We start from the raw sequence: 26,589 nt of genomic DNA, 5'->3' as shown, positions 1-26,589 counted from the left end.
AAACGAATGGCATGATCTGTGATCTGCGGCACTCCCCTTTCGTGGGTCCGCACGCGACGGGATGCCCCCGCCGCATCCACGGACGACTTCCCAACAGGGAAAACACCCGTCACCATCGCGAACGTCGCCGATCACTCGACCCGTTCGGGACGACGAGGAGGCGTCCGAGCCCGTCGGTGCCGTTACCCGCGATCAGTACGCTCGGTAGTCCGCGACCGCGGCAGGGAGCGTGACGGCTCGTGGCTCTGCGGGAGGTCACGCCCCGGCAGTGCGACCCCGAGAGGCTGTCATGTCGGGACCCGATCAACGCACCGATGACGACACGGCCGATTCCGCCCGGACGGGAGGGTCCGGGCGACCGGACGACCTCGCCGGCACGTTGCTGCTCCGGTGCCGCACCGACGAGGTGCACACCGTGGCTCCGTTCCTCGACGACCGATCACGGTGCGGCCTGGTGCTCACCGGGACCGATGCCCCGAAGATCGCTCACTCGCTGCGGAAGCGGGGATTCGAGAAACCACTCCTGTGCGACGCGGAGCGATACGGGGTAAACGGGCACCGCTGTGCCACCGCGCCGTTCGACGAGCAGTGGATCCTGTCCCAGCGGGGGTTGCGCGCTCCCGTGCTCACGGACTCGGGTCGTGTCGGCGAGGGCGATCTCGTCGGACTGCGAAGCATCCTGACCCGTGCCCGTGAGCTGGGCGAGGACGTCATCGCCTGCTTACCACTCCACTCGAGTTGGCTCTCGGATCCCACCTCGCTGGGCGTCCTCGAGGAGGAGCTCCACGCTTCGGGGGTTCCGGTCACCCTCGTGCTGGAACACTTCGGAGATCCCCTCGACGTGCCGGAGACTCTGCGCGGCCTGCTGCGGCTGCTGGGCGGCGAAAACCCGGTGCTCCTGTTGCGCGGTGACGTGTCGGCTCTGGGCGCGTCGTGCTTCGGAGCGGTGGCGGCAGCGGTGGAGACGATCTTCCGCCTTCGTCGTCCCCGCCCGGTGCTGGCCGGGCACTGCCTTTCCCACCTCGGCGTCGAGGAGGCGGCGACAGCGGTGCGGGTCACGCCGGACCAGGTGGAAAGGTGGGTGTGCGAATGCGACGCGTGCGGGGGTCGGATGATGGACCACTTCGCGGTGATCGGCGACCCGCACGAGCAGGAGTCCGCTGCTTTCCGGCACTCTCTGGAAGTCCTGCTCGACCTCCACGAGGACTTACACGCCCCTCACCTGACGCCGCGGCAACGCCGGAACAGCTGGGTCGAGCAGTGCAGCTCGGCGGGGTTCTACCACCAGGAGATCGACACGAGCACGCGTCCGGAGTGGCGGGTACCGCCGTTCTTGGAGAACTGGCGACGCGTCGGGGCGGAGTTCGTGCCGCACGGGGACGGCAGCCGAACACCCCCGCCGTGACGACTCCGATGGACGCGCTCCTCCACTCGCCTGGCCGGTGTCCGGCACCGTGCTCGTGGAATCCGACCGTCCCGGGCCGGGCCCCACGGGGCGAAGCCGCCCGGAGGCATCGACCCGCGTCGTGCCGATGCCTCCGGAGCTCGCACTCGAGCGGGCGTTCGCCCGCTGTCGTCGGCGACCGGACCGCCGCACGAGACGACCCCGTCAGGCGGCCAGGCGTTGACCGGTCTCGGGATGGAACACGTGCACCGGTCCGTGACTTTTGCGAAAGGCGATCGTCTCACCCAGGCGCCCGGGGGTGCGGCTGTGCGAGCGCGCGACGAGGGTGGCCGGTTCCCCGGTGTCGTCGGCTGTGAGGTGGGCGTGCACGTAGGAGTCGCTGCCGAGTTCCTCGACCAGGTCGATCCGCACGTCGACCCCCTCACCGGGGTGTGCCACCTCGAGCTGCTCGGGGCGCAGACCGACGGTGGCCGACGTCAGTCCGTGCTCGTGCAGCTCGGCCAGCTGGTCGCGCTCGAGCGGCAGCGTGGTGCCACCGAGCTTCACCCCCTCGGAAGTGACCGGCGCTGAGACCAGGTTCATCGCCGGCGATCCGATGAAACCGGCGACGAACGCGTTGACCGGGCTGTCGTAGAGCTCGGTGGGGGTGGCGAACTGCTGCAGCAGTCCGTCCTTGAGGACGGCCACCCGGTCTCCCATGGTCATCGCCTCCACCTGATCATGCGTGACGTAAACGGTGGTGGCCCCGAGCCGCCGTTGGAGCGCGGCGATCTGGGTGCGGGTCTGCACGCGCAACTTCGCGTCCAGGTTGGACAGCGGCTCGTCCATGCAGAACACTTGCGGCTCACGAACGATCGCCCTTCCCATGGCCACGCGCTGGCGCTGACCGCCGGAGAGCTTGGCGGGCTTGCGGTCGAGCATCTCGGTGAGGTCGAGCAGCTGCGCGGCCCGTTCGACCTTGCGACGCCGTTCGTCCTTGGCCAGCCCGCGCATCTTGAGCGCGAATCCCATGTTCTCGGCCACGGTCATGTTCGGGTACAGCGCGTAGTTCTGGAACACCATCGCGATGTCGCGGTCCTTGGAGGGGACGCCGACCATGTCGGTGCCGTTGATGGTGATGGTTCCCTCGTCGATGTCCTCCAACCCGGCGAGCATGCGCAGCGCGGTGCTCTTGCCCGATCCGGAGGGGCCGACGAGCACGACGAACTCACCGTCTTCGATCTCGAGCGTGAGCCGGTCGACGGCAGGGGTGTCGGTGCCCTCGTAGATGCACGAGGCGGATTTGTAGGCGATCTCGGCCATGGCTGGCTCCTCGGCGGATCACGGAGGTCGGGTGGTTACTTGATGGCTCCGAAGGACAGCCCCCGGACGAGCTTGTTCTGCGCGATCCAACCGGCGATGACGACCGGCAGCGCGGCCAGCGTCGAGGCCGCCGAGAGGCGGGCCCAGAACAGGCCCTCCCCGGTGATGAACCCCACCAACGACACCGGCGCGGTTTGCGCGCGCACCGCGGTGAGGTTGACGGCGAAGAAGAACTCGTTCCAGGAGAAGATCACGCAGATCAGCGCGGTCGCTGCGATGCCGGGAGACACCAGCGGCAGGATCACCCGACGCACGGCGGTGGCCAGGCTCGCGCCGTCCATGCTGGCCGCCTCCAGGAGTTCGGGAGGCACTTCCAGGAAGAACGACCGCATCATCCAGATCGCGATCGGCAGGTTCATCGCGGTGTAGAGGACGATCAGCGCCCAGATGTTGTCGAGCATGCCGATCTCGTTGACGATGACGTACAACGGGATGATCACGGCCACGATCGGCAGCATCTTGGTGCTGATGAAGAAGAACAGCACGTCCTGGGTCCGCTTCACCGGTCGCAGTGACAGCGCGAAGGCCGCCGGGATCCCGAGCGCGAGGACGCAGGCGGTGGACACGGCGGTGGCGAACGCCGAGTTCAGCAGGGTCAGCCCCATCCCGCTGCCCAGCACCGCCTGGAACTGGTCCAGTGTCGGCGTGAACAGCAGCGTGGGCGGGTCGGTGTAGGCCTCGCGCTCGTGCTTGAAGGCGGTCAGCACCATCCACAGCACCGGGAAGAAGAACCCGAGGCCGACGATCCAGGCCAGTGCCGACCAGATCATTCCCACGCCGCGGTGTTTGCGGTGGGCACGGCGGCGCCGGTGCACGTTCTCGGTCGACGGGCGCGGCACGACCGCCTCGGTCGACGCGGACTTCCGCGGGGTCTCCGCGGCAGTGCTGGTGGGGCGGGCGGGATCGGACATCACGCTGCCTCCCGAGTCGCGGTGAAGGTCTTGAACAGCAGGCGCAGTGCCAGCGTGGAGATCAGGATCGTGGCCACGACCGTGATCACGCCCATCGCCGCGGCCTGGCCGATGTCGAAGCCCAGGAACGCGCGCTGGTAGATGTAGAACGGGAGGTTCGCGCTCTCCACTCCCGGACCTCCCTGGGTCATCATGTAGACCGCGCCGAAGGTGTTGATCAAGTAGATCGCACCGAGCACGACGCCCAGTTCGATGAACCGGCGCAGGTGCGGCAGCGTCAGCTCCCGGAACAGCGTGATCGGACCGGCGCCGTCGACCCGACCGGCCTCGAGGACGTCGGTGGGCATGCTCTGCAGACCGGCCAGGATCAGCAGCATCATGAACGGCGTCCACCGCCAGATCAGATTGGCCATGACGCTCGCCAGCGGGAACTGGCTGACCCACTCGACGTCACCGAGGCCCAGTGGCTGCAGCACGAAGTTGACGAGCCCGAACACCGGGTCGAACATCGCGGTCTTCCACAGCAGGGCACCGGCCACCGGGGTGATCAGGAACGGTGTGATCACCAGGGTGCGCACGACGCCCCGGCCACGGAAGGTGCGGTTGAGCAGCAGCGCCACGGCCAGCCCGAGCACCGCCGATATCAGCACCGTGCCCGCGATCAGGATGACGGTGTTCAGGGCGACTTCGCGGAACTGGCTGTCACGGAAGACGTAGAGGTAGTTCCGCAGGCCGATGAATTCCCGCGAACCGGGCCGCACTAGGTTCCAGGACTGCGTCGAGTAGTACAGCGTGAACGCGAACGGCACCTGGGTGACGACGATGGTGAAGATCAACGCTGGGAGCAGGGGTCCGCGGCGTCGCCATCCTTCGGCGCGCGAGATGGTCGATTGCTTGGTCATGACTGCTCCCGGTAGGTCTTGCCGACGGCCTCGGCGTACTGCTGAGCCTGCTTGAGTGCCGCGGACACGCTCTTCTTGCCCGCGATCGCCGCCGCGATCTGCTGGCTCACGCGCGTACCGAGATCCTGGAACTCGGGGATCTGCAGGAACTGACCACCGTTGTAGGGAACGGGCCGTGTCGTCGGGTGCTCGGGATCGGCCTGACGCAACGCCTCGAGCGTCAGCGGTGCGTACGCCGCGGCTTCCTTCCGGTACTGCGGGATCCGGTACGTCGACAACCGACTGCCCGGGGGTACCCGGGACCATCCCAACTCGTTGCCGACCAGCTTGATGTACTCCTTGCTGGTCATCCAGGAAATGAACTTCCAGGCCGCGTCCGGCCGGTCACTGGCCTCGGGAATGCCCAGCGACCAGGTGTAGAGCCAGTTGGAATGCTCGGTCTTGCTCACCGGGGCGGACGCGTATCCGACCTTGCCGACCACGCGGCTGGAGTCCGGGCTCTCCACGGTGGACACCGCCGAGGTGGCGTCGTACCACATGGCCGCGTTGCCCTGGGAGAACTGAGTCGCGCAGTCGGAGAAACCCGACGTGGCCGCGCCCGGTTCGCCGTACTTGCGAACCAGGTCGACGTAAGTCCCGACCGCCTTGGCGACCTGGGGGCTGTCGAGCCGGGCGTTCCAGTTCTCGTCGTACCAGCGGCCACCGAACGTGTTGATCACGGTGTTCAGGGGTGCGAGGTTCTCACCCCAGCCGGGCTTGCCGCGCAGGCAGATGCCGACCTGGTTGCCCGGATCGTGCAGCTTCTTCGCGTACGAGGCGACCTGCCGCCACGTCGGGTTCTCGGGCATGGTGATGCCGGCCTTTTCGAACAGATCCTTGCGATACATCAGAAACGACGACTCGCCGTAGAACGGCATCGAGTACATGTCGCCCCGATGCGACAGCGACTTGCGCAGGCTCGGAACGAAGTCCTGCACGTCGTATCCCGGCGTGTTCGCGGCGTAGGTCGACAAGTTGCGCAGCCAACCGTTCTCCGCCCACATCTTCGTCTCGTAGTTGCTGGTCATCACCACGTCGAACTGCCCGCTCCGCATCGCCGTCGATGCGGTGATCTTGGCGCGGGCCTCGTTCTCCGACAGCGAGACGAACTTCAGGTCGATGCCGGGATTCGCCGCCTCGAAGCGGGGCGAGAGCTTGATCGCATCCTGCATCTGCGAGTTCGAGACCATCGCGATCGTCACGGTCTTGTCCGCGGAAGATCCCAACGCGCCCGCGCCGGCGCATCCCGACAGCGTCAGGCAAGCGACCAGGACGGCGCTTCCGTACGCCCTGAGTGGTTTCCTCATAGTGGCCACTACTTCCGTGAGGGAATGAATCCGACTGTCACCGAATCGGCACCGTCACTCCGCCGCCCACATCTCGACCGCGGCACGGGCGCCGTGGGTGTGCAGCGACTCCAGCGCCGCGAGATACGCCGAGGTGAAGTGCTCGTCGTCGACCAGGTCCCCGAACAGGTCCCGGTCCTCGACGAAAGCCAGCGGGTCCTGGTGCTGCCGCCGCGCGCGAGTCGTCACCTGCTCCCGTCGCCGGTCGACGACGTCGATGGGGTGGCCCGACTCGTCGAAGCCCTCGGCGTACCGCGCCCAGCTCGCGATGACGAGAGCGCTGCGGCGGAGCACACCACCCTCGGCGATCCGGTGCTGCACGACGGGCACCAGCCACTTGGGGATGCGGTCGGAGCTCTCCGCGCACAGCCGCGCCAGGGTGTCCGCGATCTCCGGGTTCGCGAACCGCTCGATCAGCTGCTTCTTGTAGTGCTCCAGGTCCACTCCCGGCACCGGCGACAGCGTGGGTGTCGCCTCCTCGTCCATGTAACCGCGCAGGAAACGGACGAACACCGGGTCGCCGCACACCTCGTGCGCGTAGCGGTAGCCGCTCAGGTAGCCCAGGTAGGCCAGCGCCTGGTGACTCGCGTTGAGCAGCCGCAGCTTCATCAGCTCGTAGGCGGCCACGTCCTCGACGACCTGCGCGCCCACCTCGTGCACCGGTGGACGTCCCCGGGGGAACCGCTCCTCCAGCACCCACTGGGCGAACGGCTCGCACACCACCGGCCAGCCGTCGTCGATCCCGAAGTCCTCGGCGAGCCGGGAGCGGTCGGAGTCGGTCGTGGACGGAGTGATCCGGTCGACCATCGAGTTCGGAAAGCTCACCCGTTCGTCGATCCAGGTCGCCAGCGCGGGATCGCGCAGCTCGGCGAACGAGCGGATCATCCGGTGCGCGATCTCGCCGTTGCCCTGGATGTTGTCGCACGACATCACGACGAAGGGTTCGACGTCGTTGGCGCGACGGCGCTCCAGCGCCTCCGCGATGTAGCCGAAGGCGGTCGTCGGAACCGCCCCCGGGCGCAGGTCGTGCCGGATCGCCGGGTCATCGGCGTCGAACGCGCCCGTGACCTGGTTCAGGTGGTAACCACCCTCGGTGATCGTCAGCGACACGATCCTCGTGGCGGGGTCGGTCAGCCGTCGCAGCACCGCGTCCGGGTCGTCGGGAGCGAACAGGTAGTCGATCATCGAGCCGATCACGCGGGGTTCCCGCGAGCCGCCGGGATGCTTCACCACCAGCGTGTACAGGCAGTCCTGGGCCTGCATCACCTCGTGCATCCGGCGATCGTGCGGCATCAGCCCGACCCCGGTGATCCCCCAGTCGAGGGCCTCGCCCCGGTTCATCAGTTCGTCCAGGTACATCGCCTGGTGAGCACGGTGAAAGCCACCGACTCCGAGGTGGACGATTCCGCCGCGAAGCTGCGAACGGTCGTAGGTCGGCACGGAGACACCGAATTCGGAGAGCGTCTGCGCGTTCAGCTGCGTCATCTTTTCCTTCCTCAAAGCCGACCGTGCCGTCCGGACGGGAGCGGGTCGTTCTTGTGACCCAGGACTCAGCGCCGGAGTGGACGGAACGGTAGCTTTGGGTTAAGCCTTTACGCAACCCCTTACGTAACCGATTAACTGTTACGGTTCGCTCCCAAACCGCCCACCACCACAGCAGGGGTCTCACCCGGGGGTGATCACAGGACACGACCCAGCAGTACCACCACTGAACAGGAGAAACAATCCTGAGACACTCGACGAGCAGCCGGAAAGGACCCTTGCTGCGATGGCAAACATGGGCGACGTCGCGCGCGCCGCGGGCGTATCCACCGCGACGGTCTCGCACGTCATCAACGGCACCCGCACGGTCACCGACGGGACCCGGCAGTCCGTCCTCGAAGCGATCGAATCCACCGGCTACGTCACGAACATGCTCGCTCGCTCGCTGACGACGGCCAGTACGCAGTCGATCGCCGTGGTGATGTCGGCGATCAGCAACCCCTATTTCGGCCGGGTTCTGCAGGGCATCGAGTCCGAGTCGGTGCGGCAGGGATACACCATGATGCTCGCCGAGTCCCGGGACGATCCCGACCACGAGTTCGCCGTCGTACGCAGCATGCACCAACGCCGGGTGGACGGGATCATCCTCGCTCCCTCTCCGGATCCACGCCGGACGCTGGATTACCTGGACTCGCAGGAGGTGCCGGTCGTGCTGGCCGATCGCCTGATCGACGAGCGCTACGACCAGGTCGGGCCGGAGAACACCGAGTCGACCGCGCAGCTGGTCGACCACCTGGCCGAGCTCGGCCACGAACGCATCGCCCTGGTGTCCGGGCAGAGCGGCCTGTCCACCACCACCGAACGGGTGCAGGGGTACTGGGAGGCCGTGCGCCGCAACGGTCTGCACCTCGACGACACGCTGCTCGTCGAGGGCAGATCGGAGACGCGTGCGGCCGCGCGGGCCACCACGCGCCTGCTGGGTCTCGCTCAGCCGCCGACGGCGGTCATCTCGGCCAACAACGGCATGACGCTCGGCGTGATGCAGGCTCTCGGCGAAGCCGGACTGCGCGTCCCGGACGACGTCGCCCTGGTCGGCTTCGACGACTTCCCCTGGGCCAACTGGTTCTCCCCGCGGCTGACCGTCATCTCCCAGTCCTGCGCCGAGATCGGCACCACCTCCACGGAGCTGCTGCTGCGCCGGATCGCCGGACCCGGCACAGCACCGGAAACGCACCGGTTGCCGTCCTCGCTGGTCCACCGCGACTCCTGCGGCTGCACCCACCCGCTGTGAACCCGCCCGGGAGGGCCGCCTGAAGCGTTCCCGGTCGAGCGGGCACCGCGTACGGAGAATTCCAGTAGCATTCGGTCCCGGGCCGGCCACGGTGGAGCGCTCTCGGCAGTAGGCGCGGCCGTAAGCACCACCGTGCTCCGAAGCGCTGGTGGGTAGTTCGCGAGGCGAGGAGCGGGAGCGATGTCCGAAGAGCCGAGCGTCCGGGAAATACGGGTGGGAGCACACGCCACCCAGCAGCAGGCCGAAGAGCTCAAGGAACGCATCGCCCGACTGCTGTGTCCCGATCCCGACCATGCCCCGCCGTGCCCGATCCCGTGGTCGACGGGGCCCGTCCTCCACGGGTCGGAGCTCGACGAGGGCGCCTACGAGGAGCTGGACGAGCAGGCCCGAGCGGAACGGCACCTCCACCAGTGACCATCAGGCCCCGTGCTCGTCGCCGAGGGGTTCGTCGGGACGACCGCTCGGTGGGCGAGGGACTCCCCCGTGGGCACTGGCTGCCCGGTCGGCGAAGGACCGAGTCGTCACCGGTCCGTTCACCCATCGGGACGGCCTCAGCAGGCGTGGACCGCGCGCAGTACCTCCTCCGCGGCCACAGTGACGGCCGCATCGTCGGTGGCGTGGTCGCAGACGCTGATGCGCAGGGCGACCTCGCCCCGCCACACGGTGGTGCCGAGCCAGATCGCTCCGCCGGACTGGACCGCCGCGGCGACCGCGCGTGTGCGCTCGTCGTCATCACCGACGCGCACCAACACCTGGTTCAGGACGACTTCGTTGAGCACGGTGACGCCGTCGACGCCGGAAAGGATCTCGGCGAAGCGACGCGCCTGGGCGCAGGAGCGCTCGACGAGGTCGCTGACACCCGTTCGCCCGAGACCGCGCAACGCCGCCCACACCGGGAGGGCCCGAGCTCGGCGTGAGCTCTCGGGGGTCCAGTCGGCGCCGTCGCGGCTCCCGCTCCGCGCGAGGTACGAGGCCGAGAGCGTCATCGCCGCCCGGTGGCTGTCGGGATGCGCGCACAGCACGATGCCGCAGTCGTAGGGCACGTTGAGCCACTTGTGCGCATCGGTCGCCCAGGAGTCGGCGAGTTCCACACCGTCGACCAGGTGACGCGACGAGGGCGAGGCCGCCGCCCACAGGCCGAACGCGCCGTCCACGTGCACCCACGCGTGGCGCTCGTGGGCGAGTTCGCAGATCTCGCGCAGCGGATCGAACGCTCCGGTGTTGACGTTGCCGGCCTGCGCGCACACGAGGGTCGGTCCACCGCCCAATACGTCGTGCAGCGCCGAGGCGCGCATGCGCCCCTGGTCATCGGTCGGCACGGCCACGAGGTGCCGGCTTCCCAGCCCCAGCAGGCGCAGCGCTCGATCCACGGTGGCGTGGCGCTGCTCCCCCACCACGACGGTGACCTCCGGCGCCCCGAACAGGCCGTCGGAGTCGACGTCCCACCCCGCAGCGGCCAGAACGCGGCGCAACCCGACGGCGAGGCCCGTGAAGTTGGCCATCTGAGCCCCCGTCGTGAAACCGGCGGAAGCGGTTTCCGGCAACCCGAGCAGCTCGCACAGCCAGCCGCGACACACCTCCTCGACCGCGGCGGCCGCCGGGGACAGCGCGAAGAAGGCGGGATTCTGGTCCCACGCCGAGGCGAGCCAGTCGGCCGCCAGCGCAGCGGGAAGGACACCTCCCTCGACGAACCCGAAGTAGTGCCCCGCGCTGGTCACCACCAGTCCCGGATCGGCGCCGCGGTCGAGCAGGTCGATCACCTCGGCCGGGTCGGTCGGTGCGGCGGGCAGCGGGCCACCGAGCTCCTCCACCAGCCGCTCCAGAGACACCTCGCGAGCGACCGGACGCTCACCCGCGGTCTCGAGGTATCGCAGCGCGATCTCGGCGGTGCTCGTCAGCAGGTCACGCCGTCCGGTCGTCATGATGCGCGCTCCCCCGGAACGGCGAAGACCTGCGAGTCATCGGCGAACGCCTTGAACTCCAGCGCGTTGCCCGCCGGATCGAGCAGGAACATCGTCCACTGCTCACCGGGTCGTCCCTCGAAGCGCACGTGGGGCTCGATCACGAACTCGGTACCCGCCGCCCGCAACCGCTCGGCCAGCTCGTGGAACTCCGGGACCTTCAGGAGCAGACCGAAGTGCGGCACCGGTACGTCGTGACCGTCGACCGGGTTGTGCACCTGCTCGGAGCGGGCGGGCGCGAGGTGCGTGACGAACTGGTGACCGTGCAGGTTCCAGTCCACCCAGGACTCCGCCCTGCGGCCCTGCTCCAGGCCGAGCACGTCGCCGTAGAAGTGGCGGGCGGCCTCCAGATCGTCGACCGGCATGGCGAGGTGGAACCGGGGGATCGGCGAATCGAGAACGGTCATGAGCGGAGAGCACCTTCCTGGGGTCGGGTTCGGTGGATTCTGCCGAACTCAATGTCTCAGTGATCACGCCTGGAACGCGAGAGCTCGGTGCGCGAAGGGGTGAGTCCGCGTTCGGGCTCGTCCGCTCGGCTGCCGGTGGCACGTACGCTGGGCCGATGACCGTGTCCGAGTCGGAGTCCGACGAGCCCGGGGGAAGTGGCACCACCTCCGCCGTGCCACGCGGCAGCGGCGGCGTCGCGCTGACCGACGCCGCGCGGGAGGTCTTCGCCGAGCGCGGCTACCACGGCGCGTCCATCCGGGACGTGGCCAAGCGCGCCGGGTTGAGCCTGTCAGCGCTGTACTACTGGCACTCCGGCAAGCAGGAACTGCTGGCCGCGCTGCTGGAGGACGGCGTCAACGACTACTTCCGCACCTGCGAATCCGCGCTGCGCACCACCGAAGCCGATCCCGCATCGCGGTTGTGCGCCCTGGTCCGCGCGACCGTGGACTACCGGGTCCGCAGGCGGGTGGACAGCACGATCGCCGCGCAGGAGTTCCGGAACCTGGAGCAGCCGCACGCGCAGCGACTGGTGACGCTGCGCGAGTCGGCCACCCGGCTGTGGCAGGACATCATCGACGAAGGCGTGCGTGACGACGTGTTCCGCTGCGCATACCCGCGCGACGCCCGACGCGCGATCCAAGCCGCCTGCAACGCGATCGCGCAGTGGTACGCCCCGGACGGTGATGTCGAGCCGGGGGAACTGGCCGAGCGATACGTGTCCATCGCGCTGCGCATCGTGGACCGGGCACCACAGGTGCACGACCGCCGGAAAGCCTCCGCACCACCTCGCGGCTCTACCGCAGACCCAGCTCCCTGACCGCAGCGCGGCCTCGCCCTGCGCGGCGACGTCCCGAGCTCGTTGCTCCACGTGTGCGTCGCGGAGTGCATTCCCGAGTTGAACCGCTTGGCGCCGTCGATGATCCAGTCGTCACCGTCCCGGCCGGCCCTGGTGGCCAGCCACGTCGCGTCGCTGCCGTGCTCCGGTCCGGTCAGACCGAAGCCAAGTCGCTTGCGCCGCGTGATGACGTCCTCGACGAACTCCTCGCGCTGCTCCGGAGTTCCGGAGGCGAGGAACATGTGGACGAACGGGAAGTTGCCGACCACCGAGGACTCGTTCTGCAGGTCGTTGTGCAGCCCCAGCCCCCTGTGCGCGAGGTGCTCGCGGATCACCGCCATGTCGAGCTTCGAGCCACCGCTGCCACCGACCTCCTTCGGCAGGCCGTACCGCAACCAGCCGGCCTCGTCCGCGCGCCGGAACATCTCCCCGAGCAGTTCCTCCCACTCCGGTCGCGGTGTTCCGCCGCCCTCGAAGTCGGTCCTGGCGTACTCCCGCCGGTGATCGAAGAAGCGCTCGTTGTCGTCCTGCTCCTGCAACGGCCGGATTTCCTCGTCCGCGAACGCGTCCAGGTCCACGAGGAGCTCCTTCAGCGCATCGGGCAACTCGAAATCCATCCGCTCTCCTCAACGATTCAGGACACTGTTCCCGCCCGGCCCGCTCGCGCAGCTCGAATTTCCGCACCGCGCCGAAGGCGATGCGGCCATCAGCGTCGTTGCTCGACATGCGTGCTCCCTCCCGATGCCGGGCGCCTCAGCACTGCTCGTGAACGGAACCTCGCGGACTACCGCAGCCGCTCGCGGCGGGCGGGTTCGTTCGGACGACGAGCACTCGGCAGGGTTCCTCACGGAAAAACCGAACGATCGTTCGTCGAAATTACGTCCTTCCACGATCACCCGACAAGGCGTCGCGCCGGGAAGGGAGCACCGTGACCGATTCGGAGCACCGCGCGACCTGTGCGGTGATCGACGAGAGCACCGATGCGCGGCGGTCCGCTCCGCGACACCGGTGAGCGTTCGGGGTGTCGGTTCAGCCATCCTGAGGGAGTCGCGGCCACTGCGGAACGGACTCCGGCACGTCCGTGCTCACCCGCATGGGAAAGCTCGGGGGACGCTTGTCCAGGAACGCCGACACGCCCTCGGCGGCGTCGGCTCCGGCCCCCAGTTCGGACATCGCGTGCGAGTCCGCGCGGTGCGCGTCCCACGGCGTCGGCGAGCCCAGCATGCCCCACAGCAGCTGACGGGCCACCGCCACGGACACCGCCGAGGTGTTGTCCGCGATCTCGCGGGCGAGTTCGGTCGCGGTGTCCAGCAGCTGGTCACCCGGTACCGTGCGGGACACCAGGCCACCGGAGCGCGCCTCGTCCGCGTCGAACACCCGGCCGGTGGCCACCCACTCCATCGCCTGGGAGATCCCCACGACGCGGGGCAGGAACCACGTCGAGGCCGCCTCCGGCACGATGCCGCGACGGGCGAACACGAAGCCGAACCGGGCGGTGTCCGCGGCGATCCGGACGTCCATCGGCAGCGTCATGGTGACGCCGACACCGACCGCGGGACCGTTGATCGCGCCGATCACGGGCTTGCGGCAGGACGCGATCCGCAATGACACCGTCCCGCCGCCGTCGCGGGGCACGCCGTCGATCTCGCCGTGCACGGACTGCCGGGGGTCGCCGTCCTCGCCGGCGTTGAAGGTGTCCGCGCCGCCCTCCAGGTCCGCGCCCGCGCAGAAACCGCGGCCCGCACCGGTCACGACCACCACGCGCACCCCGTCGTCGGCGTCCGCCGCGTCGAACGCGTCGATGAGCTCGCGGGCCATCGTGGTGGTGAAGGCGTTCAGCCGTTCCGGGCGATGCAACGTCACGGTGGCGATCGGGCCGGAGACCTCGTAGCGGATCTCGGTGTACTCGCTCATGCCTCTGGCACCGCCCAATCGCCGGTGTAGTACGGCTCGGTCTTGTCCCGGAACGCGCGGAGCGCCACCGGGACGTCCGCGGTGGCGAAGTTGATCGTCTGCGCCCGGGCCTCGTTCTCCAGCGCCTCCCGCAACGTCGCGTTCACGCCCCCCTCGAGCAACTTCTTCGTCTGCGCGAGCGCCATCGGGGGACCTGCGGCCAACTCCGCCGCCGTCTCGGCGACGAACGCGTCCAGCTCCCCGGCGGACTTGACCCAGGTCACCAACCCAAGCCGGTAGGCCTCCTCGGCACCGACGAAATCCGCCAGCAGGGCCAGTCGCTTCGCCTGCTGAAGACCGACGATCCTGGGCAGCAGCCAGGAACCGCCGAAGTCCACGGACAACGCGCGCCGGGCGAAGATCTGGCTGAACCGGGCATCATCGGACGCCGCCACCAGGTCGCAAGCGAGCGCCATGTTCCACCCCGCGCCGACCGCGATCCCCGAGACCTTGGCGACCGTGGGCTTGTCCAGCTCGTGCAAGGCCAGCGCGACATCGTTGATCCGGTGCATGCGCGGCAGCGGATGGGGCTCCTCCCGCTCGGAACCGATGTCCGCACCAGCGCAGAAATCGCCTCCCGCACCGGTGATCACCACCGCCCGGGTCCGCCGGTCCTGCCCGACCTCGCGCAGCGCTTCCTGCAGCAGGCCCCAGGTCCTTTCGTCGATCGCGTTCTTCCGATGTGGACGATTCAGCGCGATGGTGGACACCGCACCGTCCCGGGACAGCAGTACCGTCGGCTCCTCCACCGGCCTCACCAACTCCGTCCTGCGCGAGCCACCGGCGGACCTCGTCCCGGAAAGCGGCCGCTACCCGGCCCTCGACGTCCACGCGGTCCCCTTCGGCGGTATCACCGCTTACCGAACACTCGTTAAGGTAGCACCGCGACCGGTTCGCGCCAACGCTCTCGCCGAGGTTCGGTCGGCGGAGGCGCCCCTCCGTCCGCCCTCCTGCCACACCCTCCACAAGAGACGAGCTGTTCCGAGCGGGACGAAGCTTCCGTCACGTCGACTCCAGGATGGTGGCGTCGGCCTGGCCGCCAACCGTCACCTGCGAACGGTGCTGCGGGCTCGCGGCTACGACGTCCCCCTCCACCGGTTCCCCGGCGGCCACGACCTCGTGCACTGGCAACACACCGTCCTCGACGGCGTCCGGCACCTCACCACCGACCACGAACCGGCCGATGCGCCGGAGGGGCCCACGGGGTGAACGGAGGAGTTCCGGCGATGCGAGTGCCGGAACTCCTCCGTTCACGGACCACCCGTCCCGGTCGCGCAAGGACCCGGTTCGTGGCCCATCGGTGCGGGTGGGGCTCAGTCCTCGACGAGGGACAGAGCTCGGCTGGGACAGAGCGTGACCGCCTCCCGCGCGCCGTCCAGGCGCTGTCCCTCCGGGTTCTCGATCAGAACGGCAACCGTGCCGTCGTCGTCCTGGTCGAACACCGCCGAGTCGGTGAGCACGCACTGACCCGCGCCGACGCAGACGTCGGTGTTGGCGACGATGCGCATCGCTGTATCTCCTTACCAGGTCACGGGGAACTCGTGGATGCCGTAGACGTTCGCGTCGTCCTTGAACGGCAGGGTGTCGAGGGGCACGGCCGGGCGGAGTCCGGGGATCCTGCGGAACAGCGTGTCGAACACGATCTGCAGCTCCATCCGCGCGAGGTTCTGGCCCAGGCACTGGTGCGCGCCGAAGCCGAAGGCGAGGTGGTTCCGCGCACCGCGCTCGAGATCCAGCTCGTCGGGCCGGTCGAAGGTCTCGGGGTCGCGGTTGGCCGTGTTGCTCAGCGCCACCACGCCTTCCCCGGCGCGGATCGGCACACCGCCGATCTCGGTGTCGTCGACCGCGACGCGGGAGGTCGCGATCTCGGCGATCGTGAAGTAGCGCAGCAGCTCTTCGACCGCCGGCAGCGTTCTCGACGGGTCCTCGTGGATCGTGCGGATGTCCTCGGGACGTTCGAGGAAGGTCATCGTGCCGAGCGAGATCATGTTCGCCGTGGTCTCGTGCCCGGCGACGAGCAGCAGGAACGCGAGACTCTTCAGCTCCTCGTGGTCGTCGGACTTGGCGAGCCGGCGGCTGAGCAGATCGTCGGCCGGTACCCGCTCCTTGGCGAGGATCAGCTCGCCGAGGTACTCGCGCAGCTCGTCAACGGCGCGCTTGCGCTCCTCCGGCGAGGCCGTCCGGCTCAGCAGCAGCGACGAGCGGGCCTGGAAGAAGTCGTGGTCGTCGTAGGGGACGCCGAGCAGCTCGCAGATGACCAGCGACGGCACCGGCAGCGACAGCGCTTTCACCAGGTCGGTGGGACGTGGCCCGGCGAGCATCGCGTCGATGTGCTCGTCGACGATCTCCTGGATTCGCGGGCGCAGCGCGGCCATCCGCTTGACGGTGAACTCGCCGACGACCTCGCGACGAGCCGGACCGTGCTCCGGCGGGTCCATGCCGATCAGGGACGGGACGAAGTCGGTGTTCAGGCGCTGTCCCTCGAGCAGCAGCGGGAAGTTCGGATTGCGCCTGTCGGAGCTGAACCGCGGGTCGGTGAGCATCGTGCGGATGTCCTCGTGCCGCGTGAGCGCCCACACGGTCATGCCGCTGGGCAACGTCACGCGCGAGATCGGCGCTTCCTGCTGTAACCGGCGGTGCTCGTCCGGAGGCGCGTACGGGCAGCCGCGTGTGATGGGCAGCGTGTCGGGAAGTCGAGCGGTCACGGTTCCACCCCGATCCGGGAGAAAGACTGTGTGAGCCAAGGACCACGTGTGCGAGTCAAGGACTATGTGGAAGGTCTTCTTCCGCTTGTCTGGCACCAAGGTACCGATCCGGAAGGTTTCCGTCCACCTGTGCGCGAATGCGACAATTCCCCACCGGTGACGGAGAGGAACGAGATGGCGGCTGACCCGGATGCCCGGCTGCGGGCCGACGCACGGCGCAACCGCGACCAGATCCTCGCCGCCGCCCGCGAGATGTTCGCCGCGCAAGGTCCCGACGCGCCGATGGAGGAGATCGCACGCACCGCCGGCGTCGGTGTCGGCACGCTCTACCGGCGCTTCCCGGACCGGGAGGCGCTCATCCGCGCGGTCGCGCAGGAGAGCTTCGCGCAGGTCCTCGACGAGGCGCGCGCGGCCACCGCCGAGGAACCGACGGCGTGGGACGCGCTGGTACGCCTGGTCGGCCGGTCCCACCAGCTCCGGGTGACCATCCAACTCGCCCTGGTCTCCGCACGGGCCAGGGAGATCCTGCACGACGACCCGAGGACCGGGGAGTTCCGGGAAGCGCTGATGGCCGAGCTCGATCGGACCATCAAGACCGCTCAGGCGGCGGGGACGATGCGTCCGGACGTCGGCGCGGGCGACGTCGCGATCATGCTCTCGCAGATCCTGCGCCAACCGACGACCAACCACGACCTGGCCACGCTCGCGTTCGACCGGACGCTTTCGATCATGCTCGACGGGCTGCGGACGCGCCCGGGCGAGTCGCTGCCGGGCCGTCCGATCACCGCCGAGGACCTCCGAGACCGGTAAGTGACCGGTAAGTGACCGGTACCGCACCAGCCGCCGCTGATCGGGGCTGTTGAAGAGGCTCCTCGCGGGAGTAGGGTGCTTCGCGGTGTGCCGGGAAGCCTGGTCGGCGTCGATGGTCGAGCGAGCCAGGACGGAGCACACATGGATACCACTCCTTCGCCCGAGGCCTCGCGCGACTCCGAGACGCCCGCACTCACGAGGCCCAGCTCAGGCTTAGGAGTCCGACGAATGACGAACGCGGAAGCCGACGGCGACGCCGTCGTCGAGCTGCACGAGGTCCGCCGTGACATGGGCGACCTCGTCGGCGGTAAGGCCGGGAACCTGGGCGAGACGGTCGCGGCCGGCGAGCGGGTTCCGCCCGGCTTCTGCGTCACCACCACCGCGTACGCCGCCGGGGAAATACCGGCGGAGGCCATCACCGCCGCCTACGAGCGGATGGGCGGGGGCCCGGTGGCCGTGCGCTCCAGCGCCACCGCGGAGGACCTGCCCGACACCAGCTTCGCCGGCCAGCAGGACACGTACCTGAACGTCGAGGGCGCCGAGGCCGTCGTCGACGCGGTCCGCCGTTGCTGGGACTCTCTCGACAACGAGCGCGCGGTCGCCTACCGGGACGCCAACGCCATCGACCGCGCCGACGTGCGCATGGCCGTCGTCGTCCAGCGCATGGTCGACGCCGACACCGCGGGCGTCCTGTTCACCGCCGATCCGGTCACCGGTACCCGCACCCGCACCGTGGTGGACGCCGTCCGCGGACTGGGCACCGCCGTCGTCGACGGGTCGACGGAGCCCGACCACCACGCGCTCGACGAGGGCACCGCGCCGAACGACGACGCGGGCTGCCTCACCGCCGCGCAGTTGGAGGAACTCCGCGACGCCGGAGGCAGACTCCAGGACCTCTTCGGCGCGCCCCAGGACGTGGAGTGGGCCTACGACGCCGACGGCATCCTGTGGATCCTGCAGTCGCGCCCGATCACCACGCTCTTCCCGCTCCCCCCGCAGAACCTCCAGGACCTGCCGCGCCTCTACCTGGAAGCGGGTCACCTGCAGGGCATGCTGCGGCCGTTCACCCCCATGGGCATGACGATGATGCAGGAGGTGTGGAGCCGCTGGTGCAGGACGGCCGGGGTCACCGTCGACCCGCGCGACCCGGACGGCCTCATGGTCGACATCGGACGTCGCCTCTACGTCGACCTCAGCCCCTTCCTCCGCAGCAAGTCGATGCGCCGGAAACTCGCCACCGGGCTGGACGTCTACGGCCCGCGCGTCCAGGAGGCCGTGACGCGGATGCTCGGCGACCCGCGCTTCGCGCCACGGCCCGGCCTGCCGTTCTCCCTCCGCACCGCGTTCTCCCTCGCGGCCACCCTGCTCCCCAAGACCCTGACCGGTCTCGGGCTGTCCCTGGCCCGGCCCGCCGCAGGCCGCGCCAAGGCCCTTCGGGCCGCGGAGAGCCTGTGCCACCTGAAGGGACCCGGAGACGGCGCGACGGCCCGTGAGCGGTTGGACTGGGTCACCGGCAGCGCTTTCGACACCATGCTCAGCAAGGCGCTCGTGGAGGTGATCGGTCCGGTCTTCGCCGGAATCCTCACCGGTACCGCCCCGGAGTCCCTGCTCAAGGGCATCGCGTCGAAGCAGGAGACCGACATCGTGCTGGGAGGGATGCCGCACAACGTCACCACGGAGATGGACCTGGCCCTGTGGCGGATCGCCGAACGCGCCCGGCCGCACGGCACGCTGTTCACCGACACCTCCCCGGACGAGCTGACCGAGCGCTACCGGCGCGGGGAACTGCCCGACATCGGCATCGACGCCTTCCTCGACGACTACGGGCACCGCACCGCCGCCGAAGTCGACATCGGCGTCCCGCGCTGGCGGGAGGACCCGTCACCGGTGTTCGGCGCCGTCGCCAACTACCTGCGCCTGCAGGACCCCGAGCAGGCACCGGAGCGCCGGTTCGAGCGAGCCGCCGCAGCGGCGGAGGCCAAGCTCGCGGAGCTCAGCGCGCGGGCCGTGCGCGCCCGCCCTGTCCGGGGCCGGATCGCGGCGTTCCTCATGCGCCGGTCGCGGTCGCTGACCGGGATGCGGGAGTACGCGAAGTTCACCTGGCTGATCCCCTACGCCGAGATGCGCCGCCAGCTCGTGCTCGCCGGAGAGGAGCTCGCCGCCGCCGATCTGCTGGACGCTCCCGAGGACATCATGTTCCTCGAACTGGAGGAGGCCCACGCGGCCGTCCGCGACCGCGCGGAACGCCGGGAGCTGGTGGCCGAGCGACGCCGCGTCCACGCTCACGAAGTACGCCGCCGCAGCGTCCCGGGAACGCTGCTGACCGACGGCACCGACGTCGAGGCGACCATACCCACCATCGCGCCCGAGGACGGATTCGCCGGCATGCCGGCCGCTCCGGGACGGGCCGAGGGCCGGGCCCGGGTCGTCATCGACCCGGTCCGAGCCCACGTGGAACCCGGCGAGATCCTCGTCGCCCCCACCACCGACCCCGGCTGGACACCGTTGTTCATGACGGCGGCCGGGCTGGTCAGCGACACGGGCTCACCGATCGCGCACGGCCCCACGGTCGCCCGCGAGTACGGAATCCCCGCGGTGATCTGCATCCGCGACGCGACCACCGCGATCCGCACCGGTGACCTCCTGCGCATCGACGGCACGGGCGGAACCGTCGAAATCGTCCCCGACACCGAGCCCGACTCACACGACCACGTCGCGAGCTGAACCGGGACCGGAGCCGCGGGTCGACGCGGTTGCGCGCCTCGGTGAACTCGGTGGACGCTGTTACCAGGGTTCCGGGACCGTCCGACGACGCGGAGAAGCGGTGAAGAAGTGGCACGCAAGTCCCGATCATCCGAGAACCGCGAGAGGAGCGCGCTGGACTTCGCCCAGCTGGCCGACCCTCCGATGATCGCCCTGTTGGATCGGGGTCTGGCACCTCCGACGTATGCGCTGCTGCAGACCACCGGGCGGCGTACGGGGCGACAACGGCTGACCCCGGTGGCCAACGGACTCGACGGGGACACTTTCTGGGTCATCGCCGGGCTCGGCGACCGCGCCGGTTACGTGCGCAACCTTCGCGCCGATCCGCGCGTTCGCGTCAAAGCTCGCCCGGCACGCCTGCGCGACGGACTCCGCATGCGGTGGCGCGAGGGCACCGCCCACCCGCTCCCCGACGACGACGACGCCCGCGCCCGGCACCACCGACTCGGCAGCGGCCGCCCCGGCTACCGCCTCGACAGCATGCTGCTGCGCCGCCTGACCGGCGGCGGTGACATGCTCACCATCCGCATCGATCTCGACTGAGGAGCACCCGAGGAGCACCGCCGCGCGGAATCCGCCGGGACCTTCGCACTGCGCTGCCGGATCTCGACTGCGATCGTGGCGCTGGCGGCTCGGGCCGTGCTCGGACCGCCCGGTCACCGGCAGGGGCGACACCGCGAGTACGGGAGGTAGCGATGAGAGTTCCGGTCAAGGCGAGGCACCTGCCCGCCAGGCTGATCGTCGGGGCGTTCGTGCTCAACTCGGGCCTGACGAAACGTCCCGTGGACCAGGAAACCGCCGAGGGGCTCCACGGGATGGCGGCCGGGGCGTACCCCTTCCTGAAACAGGTGGACCCCGTCGTCTTCACCCGACTGCTCTCCGCCGGAGAGATCACGCTCGGTGCCGCGCTGCTCGCTCCGGTGGTCCCCACCGGCGTGGCGGGGGCCGGACTGACCGGTTTCTCGGGCGGCCTGGTCGGGCTGTACCTGCGAACGCCCGGCATGCACGAGCGGGGCAGTCCGCGACCCACTCAGCAGGGACTGAGTCTGGCCAAGGACGCCTGGTTGGTCGGCATCGGCCTGTCCTTCGTCGTCGACGCCCTCGTCAGCCGGTGCGGCCGACGCCGGTGAACCACGACTACACGGCGCCGACCGCGGGCGGACGGCCCGCTCCGACGCGAAGCGACGCAACCGCGCGAACAGCCGCGGGGCGGCGAACCGGTGCCGCTGTCAGGAACGCGACTGACCGGGGGTCGCGGTCTTCTCCTTGACGCGCGCCGCTTCCTTCCGGACCTCGGCCTGGGTCGCGCGTTCACGCTGGAGCCACTCGGGCATCTCCGCCTTCAACGCGTCGATCTGCTCCGTGGTGAGGGGATCGGTGATTCCGTTGCGCGCGAGACCGCCGTTCGAGACGCCCAGCTTCGCCGCGACGACCTGCCGCGGATGGGGGCCGTTGCGGCGCAGTTCCTGCAACCACTCGGGCGGGTCGGTCTGCAGGGAGTTCAGCTCGTCGCGCGAGACGACACCCTCCTGGAACTCCGCGGGAGTGGCTTCGAGGTACACGTTCAGCTTCTTCGCCGCGGTCGCGGGCTTCATCGTCTGGGTGGTCTTGTGCGACGTCATGGGTCCAGGGTATCGACCGTGCACACGTCACCCGCCATCACGCCCGGTAATCTGGCCGGTATGGCAGGCTCGCCCGAACACCCGTCTTTCACGCTCGCGTACGTCCCGGGGGTGACACCCGACAAGTGGGTGCGGACCTGGAAGGAGCGGTCGCCCGAGGTCCCCCTGGACCTCGTTCAGGTGTCCGCCGCCGAAGCCGCCGACACGGTGCGGGAGCGCACCGCCGACGCGGTCCTCCTCCGGTTCCCGGCAGACCGCACGGGCCTGCACGCGATCCCGCTCTACACCGAGACGACCGTGGTCGTGACCCCGAAGGACCACTTCGTGACCGCGGCCGACGAGGTCTCCACCGACGACCTGGCCGACGAGATCGTGTTCCACCCCCTCGACGACACCCTCGACTGGGAGCAACCGCCCGGACGGCCCGCGATCGAGCGCCCCGCCACGACCGCGGCCGCCGTCAAGCTGGTGGCGGCCGGAGTGGGGGTGCTCGTCGTCCCGCAGTCGCTCGCCCGCCTGCACCACCGCAGGGACGTCACCTACCGGCCGGTCACGGACGTCCCGCAGTCGCGCGTCGCGCTGTCGTGGCTGGAGGGCGAGACCACCGATCTGATGGAGCAGTTCATCGGGATCGTCCGCGGACGCACCGTCAACAGCTCGCGCGGGCGCTCGCCGGCCCCGGCGCCGGCGAAGCACGAGCGTTCCGACGGCAAGAAGGCTGCCGCTCGCAAGTCGACCGGCGGGAAGCGACAATCGGGTTCCGGCGCACCTCAGGGCGGCAAGCGCGGCAAACCCCGCCGCTCGTAACGGTTCCGGATCGACGTGCGGGACCTCGGCCCTCGAGGGGCCTCGGTGACCACCGCGCCGGTCGACGAACGGGAGCCCACGATGAACCACGCCATCCGGACCGAGGGGCTGGTCAAGCGGTTCGGTACGACCACGGCGCTGGACGGCGTCAATTTCGCTGTCGAGACGGGCACGGTGCTCGGGCTGCTCGGGCCCAACGGGGCCGGCAAGACCACCGTCGTGCGAGTGCTGAGCACGTTGCTGCGACCCGACGCGGGGTGCGCGACCGTCGGAGGCTACGACGTGGTCCGCGACGCCCACCGGGTGCGCCAGTTGATCGGGTTGACCGGGCAGTACGCGGCCACCGACGAGAGCCTCACGGGACTGGAGAACCTCCTGCTCATCGGTCGACTGCTCGGGACCTCCCGGGCACGGGCCAGGAGCAGGGCCCACCAGCTGCTGACCCAGTTCGGTCTGAGCGATGCCGCCGACCGGCCTACGAAGACCTACTCGGGCGGGATGCGGCGCCGACTCGACCTCGCGGCCAGCCTCGTGGGCCACCCCTCGATGCTCTACCTGGACGAGCCGACCACCGGGCTGGACCCGCGCGCTCGCACCGAGCTGTGGGCGCTGATCCGCGAGCTGGTGGCCGGTGGCGTGACGGTCCTGCTGACCACCCAGTACCTGGACGAGGCCGACGCGCTGGCCGACGACATCGTCGTCATCGACCACGGTCGGGTCATCGCCACCGGCACACCCGACGAGCTCAAGGCCAGGCTCGGTTCCCGGAGGCTGGTGGTGCGTCCCGAGGACGAGTCCCAGCTGCCGCTGGTGACCTCGGTGGTCGGCGACCTCGCGGGGCACACCCCCGACGTGGACGGACAGCGGGTGACCGTGCCGGTCACCGATCCGGCCGTGCTCCCCGCCGTCGTGCGCCGCCTCGACGACTCCGGGGTCGAGGTCACCGAGCTGGTGCTGCGCAGCTCCAGCCTGGACGAGGTGTTCCTGTCACTGACCGGCCGCCCCGCCGAGGATGCCGAGCGGTCCGCGAGCGAGGAGATGCTGCCATGAGCACTCCGGCCGACGCCCCACCGGCAGGTCCGCGGCCGCAAGCGCGGGTGACTCCGGTCCAGGGCGTGCGCCAGAGCCTGACGCTGGCCTGGCGCACCATCGTGCAGGTGCGGCACAACCCCTGGGAGCTGGGTGACTTCAGCATCCAGCCGATCATGTTCGTGCTGCTGTTCACCTTCATGTTCGGCGGCGCCATCATGGGCGACTGGCGAGCCTACCTGACCTTCATGCTGCCCGGCGTGATCGTGATGAACATGCTGTTCGTCAGCCTCTACGTGGGTCAGGGACTCAACACCGACCTCACCAAGGGCGTCTTCGACCGGCTGCGCTCGCTCCCGCTGGCGCGGTGGGCCCCGCTGGCGGGCCGCATCCTGGCCGACCAGGTCAAGCAGGCCTGGTCGATCGTGCTCGTCCTCGGCGTGGGGATGATCCTCGGCTTCCGCGTCGGTACGGGGATCGTCGGGCTGCTCGCCGCGGTGGCGCTGCTGCTGATCTTCGCGCTGGCGTTCTCGTGGGTGGCCGTGGTGGTCGGTCTGCTCGCCCCGGACCCCGAGCGGGTGCAGATCTACGGAATGACCGCGCTGTTCCCGCTGACCTTCGTCAGCAACATCTTCGTGCCCGTGCAGACCCTGCCCGGGTGGCTGCGGGAGCTCGTGGGCGTCAATCCGGTGTCCGTGCTCGCCGACGCCTCCCGGGGGTTGATGGTCACCGGAGTGCAGGCGGGGCCGATCGTGGTGAGCCTGATCTGGGCGGTGGGCATCACCGTCGTCTTCGCTCCCCTGGCTGCGTGGGTGTTCAAGCAGCGTGTGTGACCGGTCGCCTCGGGGCGGCGATGGCGTTTCCCGTATTGGGGGCTCACCCTGGTGGTCGGAAACGTCGACGAGCACGGTCCCGCCGGGAAAGCGGGAAAACGATGAAGCGGGTACACGATCGATGACCGAACGGGACGCGACCTCGCGAGCACGGCGCCAGTACGACGCCTACGCACCGCACTACGACTCCGACACGCGCCACTACGAGCGCGCCATGCTCGGCGACGGCCGTTCCTGGGCCTGCTCCCAAGCCCGCGGCGAGACCCTGGAAATCGCCGTCGGCACCGGACGCAACCTGGACCACTACCCACCAGGAGTGGCCCTGACCGGCATCGACCTCAGCCCCGAGATGCTCGCCCTCGCCCGCACCCGAGCCGAGAGCAGGAAGCCGCCGGTCGACCTGCTCGAAGGTGACGCGCAGGCCCTGCCGTTCGCCGACGCCACCTTCGACACCGTGATCTGCACGCTCGGACTGAGCAGCATCCCCGACGACCGGGCCGCGCTCACGCAGACGCACCGCGTCCTGCGCCCCGGCGGACACCTGGTACTGCTCGGCCACGTCGCCAGCCCCCACCGCCCGGTCCGAGCGATCCAACGCCTCCTCGAACGGCTCTCCACCCGGCGAGGGATCCAGGACGCCCACCTGCGCCACGTCGCCCCGCTGGTCCGCGACACCGGCTTCACCATCGTCTACCGGCGACACCTCCGCCTCGGGGCCATCGAACGGCTCACCGCCGTCAAACCACCCGAGTAGGCACGGTGACCACGACCTCGACGAGCCACGCGGAACCACGCCGCGGAACTGGAGCGCTTCGGATCGCCACGCTACGCACGACGTCAGGTGCGACCGCCGCAGCGGTCCGTGCTGACGGTAACCGACGACGTTCGCCACCCCGTCCAGTTCGACCTCGCCGAGCTGAGCAACGGCGCACCACGAACGCGGGAATCGTCGCTCGTTGGTGGGACTGCGCGGATGTTCACCGGGTGCTTTCGAGCGTCGCGGGGATATCTTGGTCCGGTGGGCTTCACGGTGGTGTGGCGGCCCTCGCAGTGATCACCGGCGTGCAGGGGACGGTCGACATCGGTACGTCACGGAGGGAAGTCGGGCCGCGGGTCCCGCAGGACTGGGAGCTGACCGGTTCGGGAGGCCCGAGACCGTTCGTGACCTGGAGAACCTACCGCCTTCCCGACCAATCCAGCTACCTCTGGGAGTCCCGCCACCACCGCAAGGGCGTGGGACCGCGAACCTACCCCGACCGGCTGGGACTACGAACCCGGGCGAGAGGCGAGGACCACTCCACCAAGAGCCCCTGGCTGCGGTTCTGGGCACCGCACCGGCTGGCGTGGTGGATCGCCACGATCTTCGTGGTGGGGTCGGTGTGCTTCGTGGCGGGGGCGGCGGGCTCGCTGGTGCCCGGGGCCTTCGGGGGACACCACCGGATGTCGCTGTTCGCCGAGACCTGCTACTTCGTCGGGGCCACGCTCTACACGGTCAGCATCTACGGGCAGATCCTGGAGACCCTCAACGCGGACAGGGCCATCGGCCCCGACCGTCGCAGCCACGCCCCGGAGCGGTTTCGCTGGTTCGCCTTCGAGCTGCGGCACCTGGAGTTCCTGGTGCCGTTCGTGCTGTTCCTGGGATCGCTGGTGTTCAACTACGAGACGATCTTCGCGCTGGGTTCCAGCCTGAACTGGTTGCCCGAGCTCGGACTCTGGACCACCAGCCTGCTGGGAGCCGTGCTCTTCCTGGTGTCCGGCTTCCTGCAGTTCATCGAGGCGGGGCACGGCTACGTCAGCTTCGATCCCCGCAACGTCTCCTGGTGGGTGGGAGTGCTGTTCGTCATCGGCTCGGTGGGCTTCGTCATCGGTGCCCTGCCCGGACTCGGCACGCCCGGGCTGCCCACCAGCGAGTCCTACCCCGGTGCGCTCATCGTCAAGATCGGTTTCCTCGTGGGAGGAGTGGCCTACCTCGCCGGGAGCTACCTGATGCTGCCCGAGCTGTTCACCCAGCTGCGCGAGCACGGCCGGAAGGCCTCCTGAGCCGAAGCGCTCCCGGACCGAGGTCGACGAATCGCGCAGCACCGCA

The 26,589-nt window shown here is 69.5% G+C and carries 26 protein-coding genes and 1 pseudogene; 13 read left to right on the top strand and 14 right to left on the bottom strand.

All coding sequences use genetic code 11. From position 1 onward, the window contains the following. Positions 1-289 precede the first annotated feature (289 nt). Positions 290-1,405: a hypothetical protein gene (locus FHX42_RS17280; protein ID WP_182545459.1), complete on the top strand. Its 1,116-nt coding sequence runs from the start codon at positions 290-292 to the stop codon at positions 1,403-1,405. Positions 1,406-1,609: 204 nt separating this feature from the next. Here the strand turns inward: FHX42_RS17280 and FHX42_RS17275 are convergent, their stop codons facing one another. From FHX42_RS17275 to FHX42_RS17255, 5 genes are all read right to left on the bottom strand, one after another. Continuing rightward, positions 1,610-2,707 carry an ABC transporter ATP-binding protein gene (locus FHX42_RS17275; RefSeq protein ID WP_182545458.1) on the bottom strand — a complete coding sequence of 366 codons (1,098 nt, stop codon included), beginning with the start codon at positions 2,705-2,707 and terminating at the stop codon, positions 1,610-1,612. 35 nt (positions 2,708-2,742) lie between these two features. Next, on the bottom strand, positions 2,743-3,537 hold the full coding sequence (locus FHX42_RS17270; RefSeq protein ID WP_220480546.1) for a carbohydrate ABC transporter permease: 795 nt from the start codon (positions 3,535-3,537) through the stop codon (positions 2,743-2,745). A 140-nt stretch (positions 3,538-3,677) separates the two neighbouring features. Next, positions 3,678-4,580 (bottom strand): carbohydrate ABC transporter permease, encoded by a 903-nt coding sequence (locus tag FHX42_RS17265; RefSeq protein ID WP_182545456.1) that lies wholly within the window; start codon positions 4,578-4,580, stop codon positions 3,678-3,680. Further along, positions 4,577-5,926 (bottom strand): ABC transporter substrate-binding protein, encoded by a 1,350-nt coding sequence (locus tag FHX42_RS17260; RefSeq protein WP_182545455.1) that lies wholly within the window; start codon positions 5,924-5,926, stop codon positions 4,577-4,579. Before FHX42_RS17260 ends, FHX42_RS17265 begins: the two co-directional genes overlap by 4 nt. A 54-nt stretch (positions 5,927-5,980) precedes the next feature. Then, positions 5,981-7,450 carry a mannitol dehydrogenase family protein gene (locus FHX42_RS17255; protein ID WP_182545454.1) on the bottom strand — a complete coding sequence of 490 codons (1,470 nt, stop codon included), beginning with the start codon at positions 7,448-7,450 and terminating at the stop codon, positions 5,981-5,983. A 283-nt stretch (positions 7,451-7,733) separates the two neighbouring features. Here FHX42_RS17255 and FHX42_RS17250 point away from each other — a divergent pair, with 283 nt between their 5' ends. Together FHX42_RS17250 and FHX42_RS17245 are read left to right on the top strand one after the other, a co-directional pair. Further along, positions 7,734-8,738, top strand: a complete 1,005-nt coding sequence (locus tag FHX42_RS17250; RefSeq protein WP_182545453.1) for a LacI family DNA-binding transcriptional regulator — start codon at positions 7,734-7,736, stop codon at positions 8,736-8,738. A 180-nt stretch (positions 8,739-8,918) separates the two neighbouring features. Beyond that, positions 8,919-9,152, top strand: a complete 234-nt coding sequence (locus FHX42_RS17245) for a hypothetical protein (protein WP_182545452.1) — start codon at positions 8,919-8,921, stop codon at positions 9,150-9,152. A gap of 137 nt (positions 9,153-9,289) precedes the next feature. Here the strand turns inward: FHX42_RS17245 and FHX42_RS17240 are convergent, their stop codons facing one another. Together FHX42_RS17240 and FHX42_RS17235 are read right to left on the bottom strand one after the other, a co-directional pair. Beyond that, a complete protein-coding gene (locus FHX42_RS17240; RefSeq protein WP_182545451.1) occupies positions 9,290-10,660 on the bottom strand; it encodes a pyridoxal phosphate-dependent decarboxylase family protein in 1,371 nt (456 codons plus the stop codon). Beyond that, positions 10,657-11,106 (bottom strand): VOC family protein, encoded by a 450-nt coding sequence (locus tag FHX42_RS17235; RefSeq protein ID WP_182545450.1) that lies wholly within the window; start codon positions 11,104-11,106, stop codon positions 10,657-10,659. Before FHX42_RS17235 ends, FHX42_RS17240 begins: the two co-directional genes overlap by 4 nt. A 155-nt stretch (positions 11,107-11,261) precedes the next feature. Here FHX42_RS17235 and FHX42_RS17230 point away from each other — a divergent pair, with 155 nt between their 5' ends. After that, the gene (locus tag FHX42_RS17230; protein ID WP_182545449.1) at positions 11,262-11,963 is read left to right on the top strand and encodes a TetR/AcrR family transcriptional regulator; all 702 of its coding nucleotides are present in this window, start codon (positions 11,262-11,264) and stop codon (positions 11,961-11,963) included. Positions 11,964-12,175: 212 nt separating this feature from the next. Here FHX42_RS17230 and FHX42_RS26740 read toward each other — a convergent pair. The 6 genes and pseudogenes from FHX42_RS26740 to FHX42_RS17200 all read right to left on the bottom strand — a co-directional run. Beyond that, positions 12,176-12,598, bottom strand: a pseudogene (locus FHX42_RS26740) (acyl-CoA dehydrogenase family protein); the annotation flags it as partial. Positions 12,599-13,010: 412 nt separating this feature from the next. After that, positions 13,011-13,895, bottom strand: coding sequence for a crotonase/enoyl-CoA hydratase family protein (locus tag FHX42_RS17220; protein ID WP_182545448.1), 885 nt, complete (start codon positions 13,893-13,895; stop codon positions 13,011-13,013). Continuing rightward, positions 13,892-14,683, bottom strand: coding sequence for an enoyl-CoA hydratase/isomerase family protein (locus tag FHX42_RS17215; protein WP_328796319.1), 792 nt, complete (start codon positions 14,681-14,683; stop codon positions 13,892-13,894). Before FHX42_RS17215 ends, FHX42_RS17220 begins: the two co-directional genes overlap by 4 nt. Before the next feature lie 253 nt (positions 14,684-14,936). Continuing rightward, a complete protein-coding gene (locus FHX42_RS17210; protein ID WP_182545446.1) occupies positions 14,937-15,092 on the bottom strand; it encodes a hypothetical protein in 156 nt (51 codons plus the stop codon). Between the two features lie 155 nt (positions 15,093-15,247). Next, positions 15,248-15,442, bottom strand: coding sequence for a ferredoxin (locus FHX42_RS17205; RefSeq protein WP_182545445.1), 195 nt, complete (start codon positions 15,440-15,442; stop codon positions 15,248-15,250). 12 nt (positions 15,443-15,454) lie between these two features. Next, the gene (locus tag FHX42_RS17200; RefSeq protein ID WP_182545444.1) at positions 15,455-16,639 is read right to left on the bottom strand and encodes a cytochrome P450; all 1,185 of its coding nucleotides are present in this window, start codon (positions 16,637-16,639) and stop codon (positions 15,455-15,457) included. 174 nt (positions 16,640-16,813) lie between these two features. Between FHX42_RS17200 and FHX42_RS17195 the strand changes: the two genes are divergently transcribed. From FHX42_RS17195 to FHX42_RS17180, 4 genes are all read left to right on the top strand, one after another. After that, positions 16,814-17,449, top strand: coding sequence for a TetR/AcrR family transcriptional regulator (locus tag FHX42_RS17195; RefSeq protein ID WP_182545735.1), 636 nt, complete (start codon positions 16,814-16,816; stop codon positions 17,447-17,449). Positions 17,450-17,677: 228 nt separating this feature from the next. Then, positions 17,678-20,173, top strand: coding sequence for a PEP/pyruvate-binding domain-containing protein (locus FHX42_RS17190; protein WP_182545443.1), 2,496 nt, complete (start codon positions 17,678-17,680; stop codon positions 20,171-20,173). 108 nt (positions 20,174-20,281) lie between these two features. Then, positions 20,282-20,755: a nitroreductase/quinone reductase family protein gene (locus tag FHX42_RS17185; RefSeq protein WP_220480505.1), complete on the top strand. Its 474-nt coding sequence runs from the start codon at positions 20,282-20,284 to the stop codon at positions 20,753-20,755. Positions 20,756-20,907: 152 nt separating this feature from the next. After that, positions 20,908-21,342 (top strand): hypothetical protein, encoded by a 435-nt coding sequence (locus FHX42_RS17180; protein ID WP_182545442.1) that lies wholly within the window; start codon positions 20,908-20,910, stop codon positions 21,340-21,342. 99 nt (positions 21,343-21,441) lie between these two features. On the opposite strand, the gene FHX42_RS17175 is transcribed toward FHX42_RS17180, so the two are convergent. Beyond that, positions 21,442-21,834 carry a DUF5997 family protein gene (locus tag FHX42_RS17175; protein WP_182545441.1) on the bottom strand — a complete coding sequence of 131 codons (393 nt, stop codon included), beginning with the start codon at positions 21,832-21,834 and terminating at the stop codon, positions 21,442-21,444. Between the two features lie 60 nt (positions 21,835-21,894). On the opposite strand from FHX42_RS17175, the gene FHX42_RS17170 reads away from it, so the two are divergent. From FHX42_RS17170 to FHX42_RS17150, 5 genes are all read left to right on the top strand, one after another. Next, complete coding sequence (locus FHX42_RS17170; RefSeq protein WP_182545440.1) at positions 21,895-22,641, top strand: LysR family transcriptional regulator substrate-binding protein; 747 nt, start codon at positions 21,895-21,897, stop codon at positions 22,639-22,641. Between the two features lie 81 nt (positions 22,642-22,722). Beyond that, entirely contained in the window at positions 22,723-23,691 is a 969-nt protein-coding gene (locus FHX42_RS17165) for an ATP-binding cassette domain-containing protein (RefSeq protein ID WP_182545733.1), read from the top strand. Continuing rightward, a complete protein-coding gene (locus FHX42_RS17160; protein WP_182545439.1) occupies positions 23,688-24,503 on the top strand; it encodes an ABC transporter permease in 816 nt (271 codons plus the stop codon). Before FHX42_RS17165 ends, FHX42_RS17160 begins: the two co-directional genes overlap by 4 nt. Positions 24,504-24,624: 121 nt before the next feature. Further along, positions 24,625-25,257, top strand: a complete 633-nt coding sequence (locus FHX42_RS17155; RefSeq protein WP_182545438.1) for a class I SAM-dependent methyltransferase — start codon at positions 24,625-24,627, stop codon at positions 25,255-25,257. Positions 25,258-25,538: 281 nt separating this feature from the next. Continuing rightward, positions 25,539-26,543: a hypothetical protein gene (locus FHX42_RS17150; RefSeq protein ID WP_182545437.1), complete on the top strand. Its 1,005-nt coding sequence runs from the start codon at positions 25,539-25,541 to the stop codon at positions 26,541-26,543. Positions 26,544-26,589: the final 46 nt, after the last annotated feature.

The sequence above is a fragment of the Halosaccharopolyspora lacisalsi genome (assembly GCF_014137975.1).
Taxonomy (GTDB): Bacteria; Actinomycetota; Actinomycetes; order Mycobacteriales; family Pseudonocardiaceae; genus Halosaccharopolyspora; species Halosaccharopolyspora lacisalsi.
The sequence above is the reverse complement of the archived record's forward strand: the minus strand, read 5'-3'. Positions and strand labels throughout refer to the sequence as shown.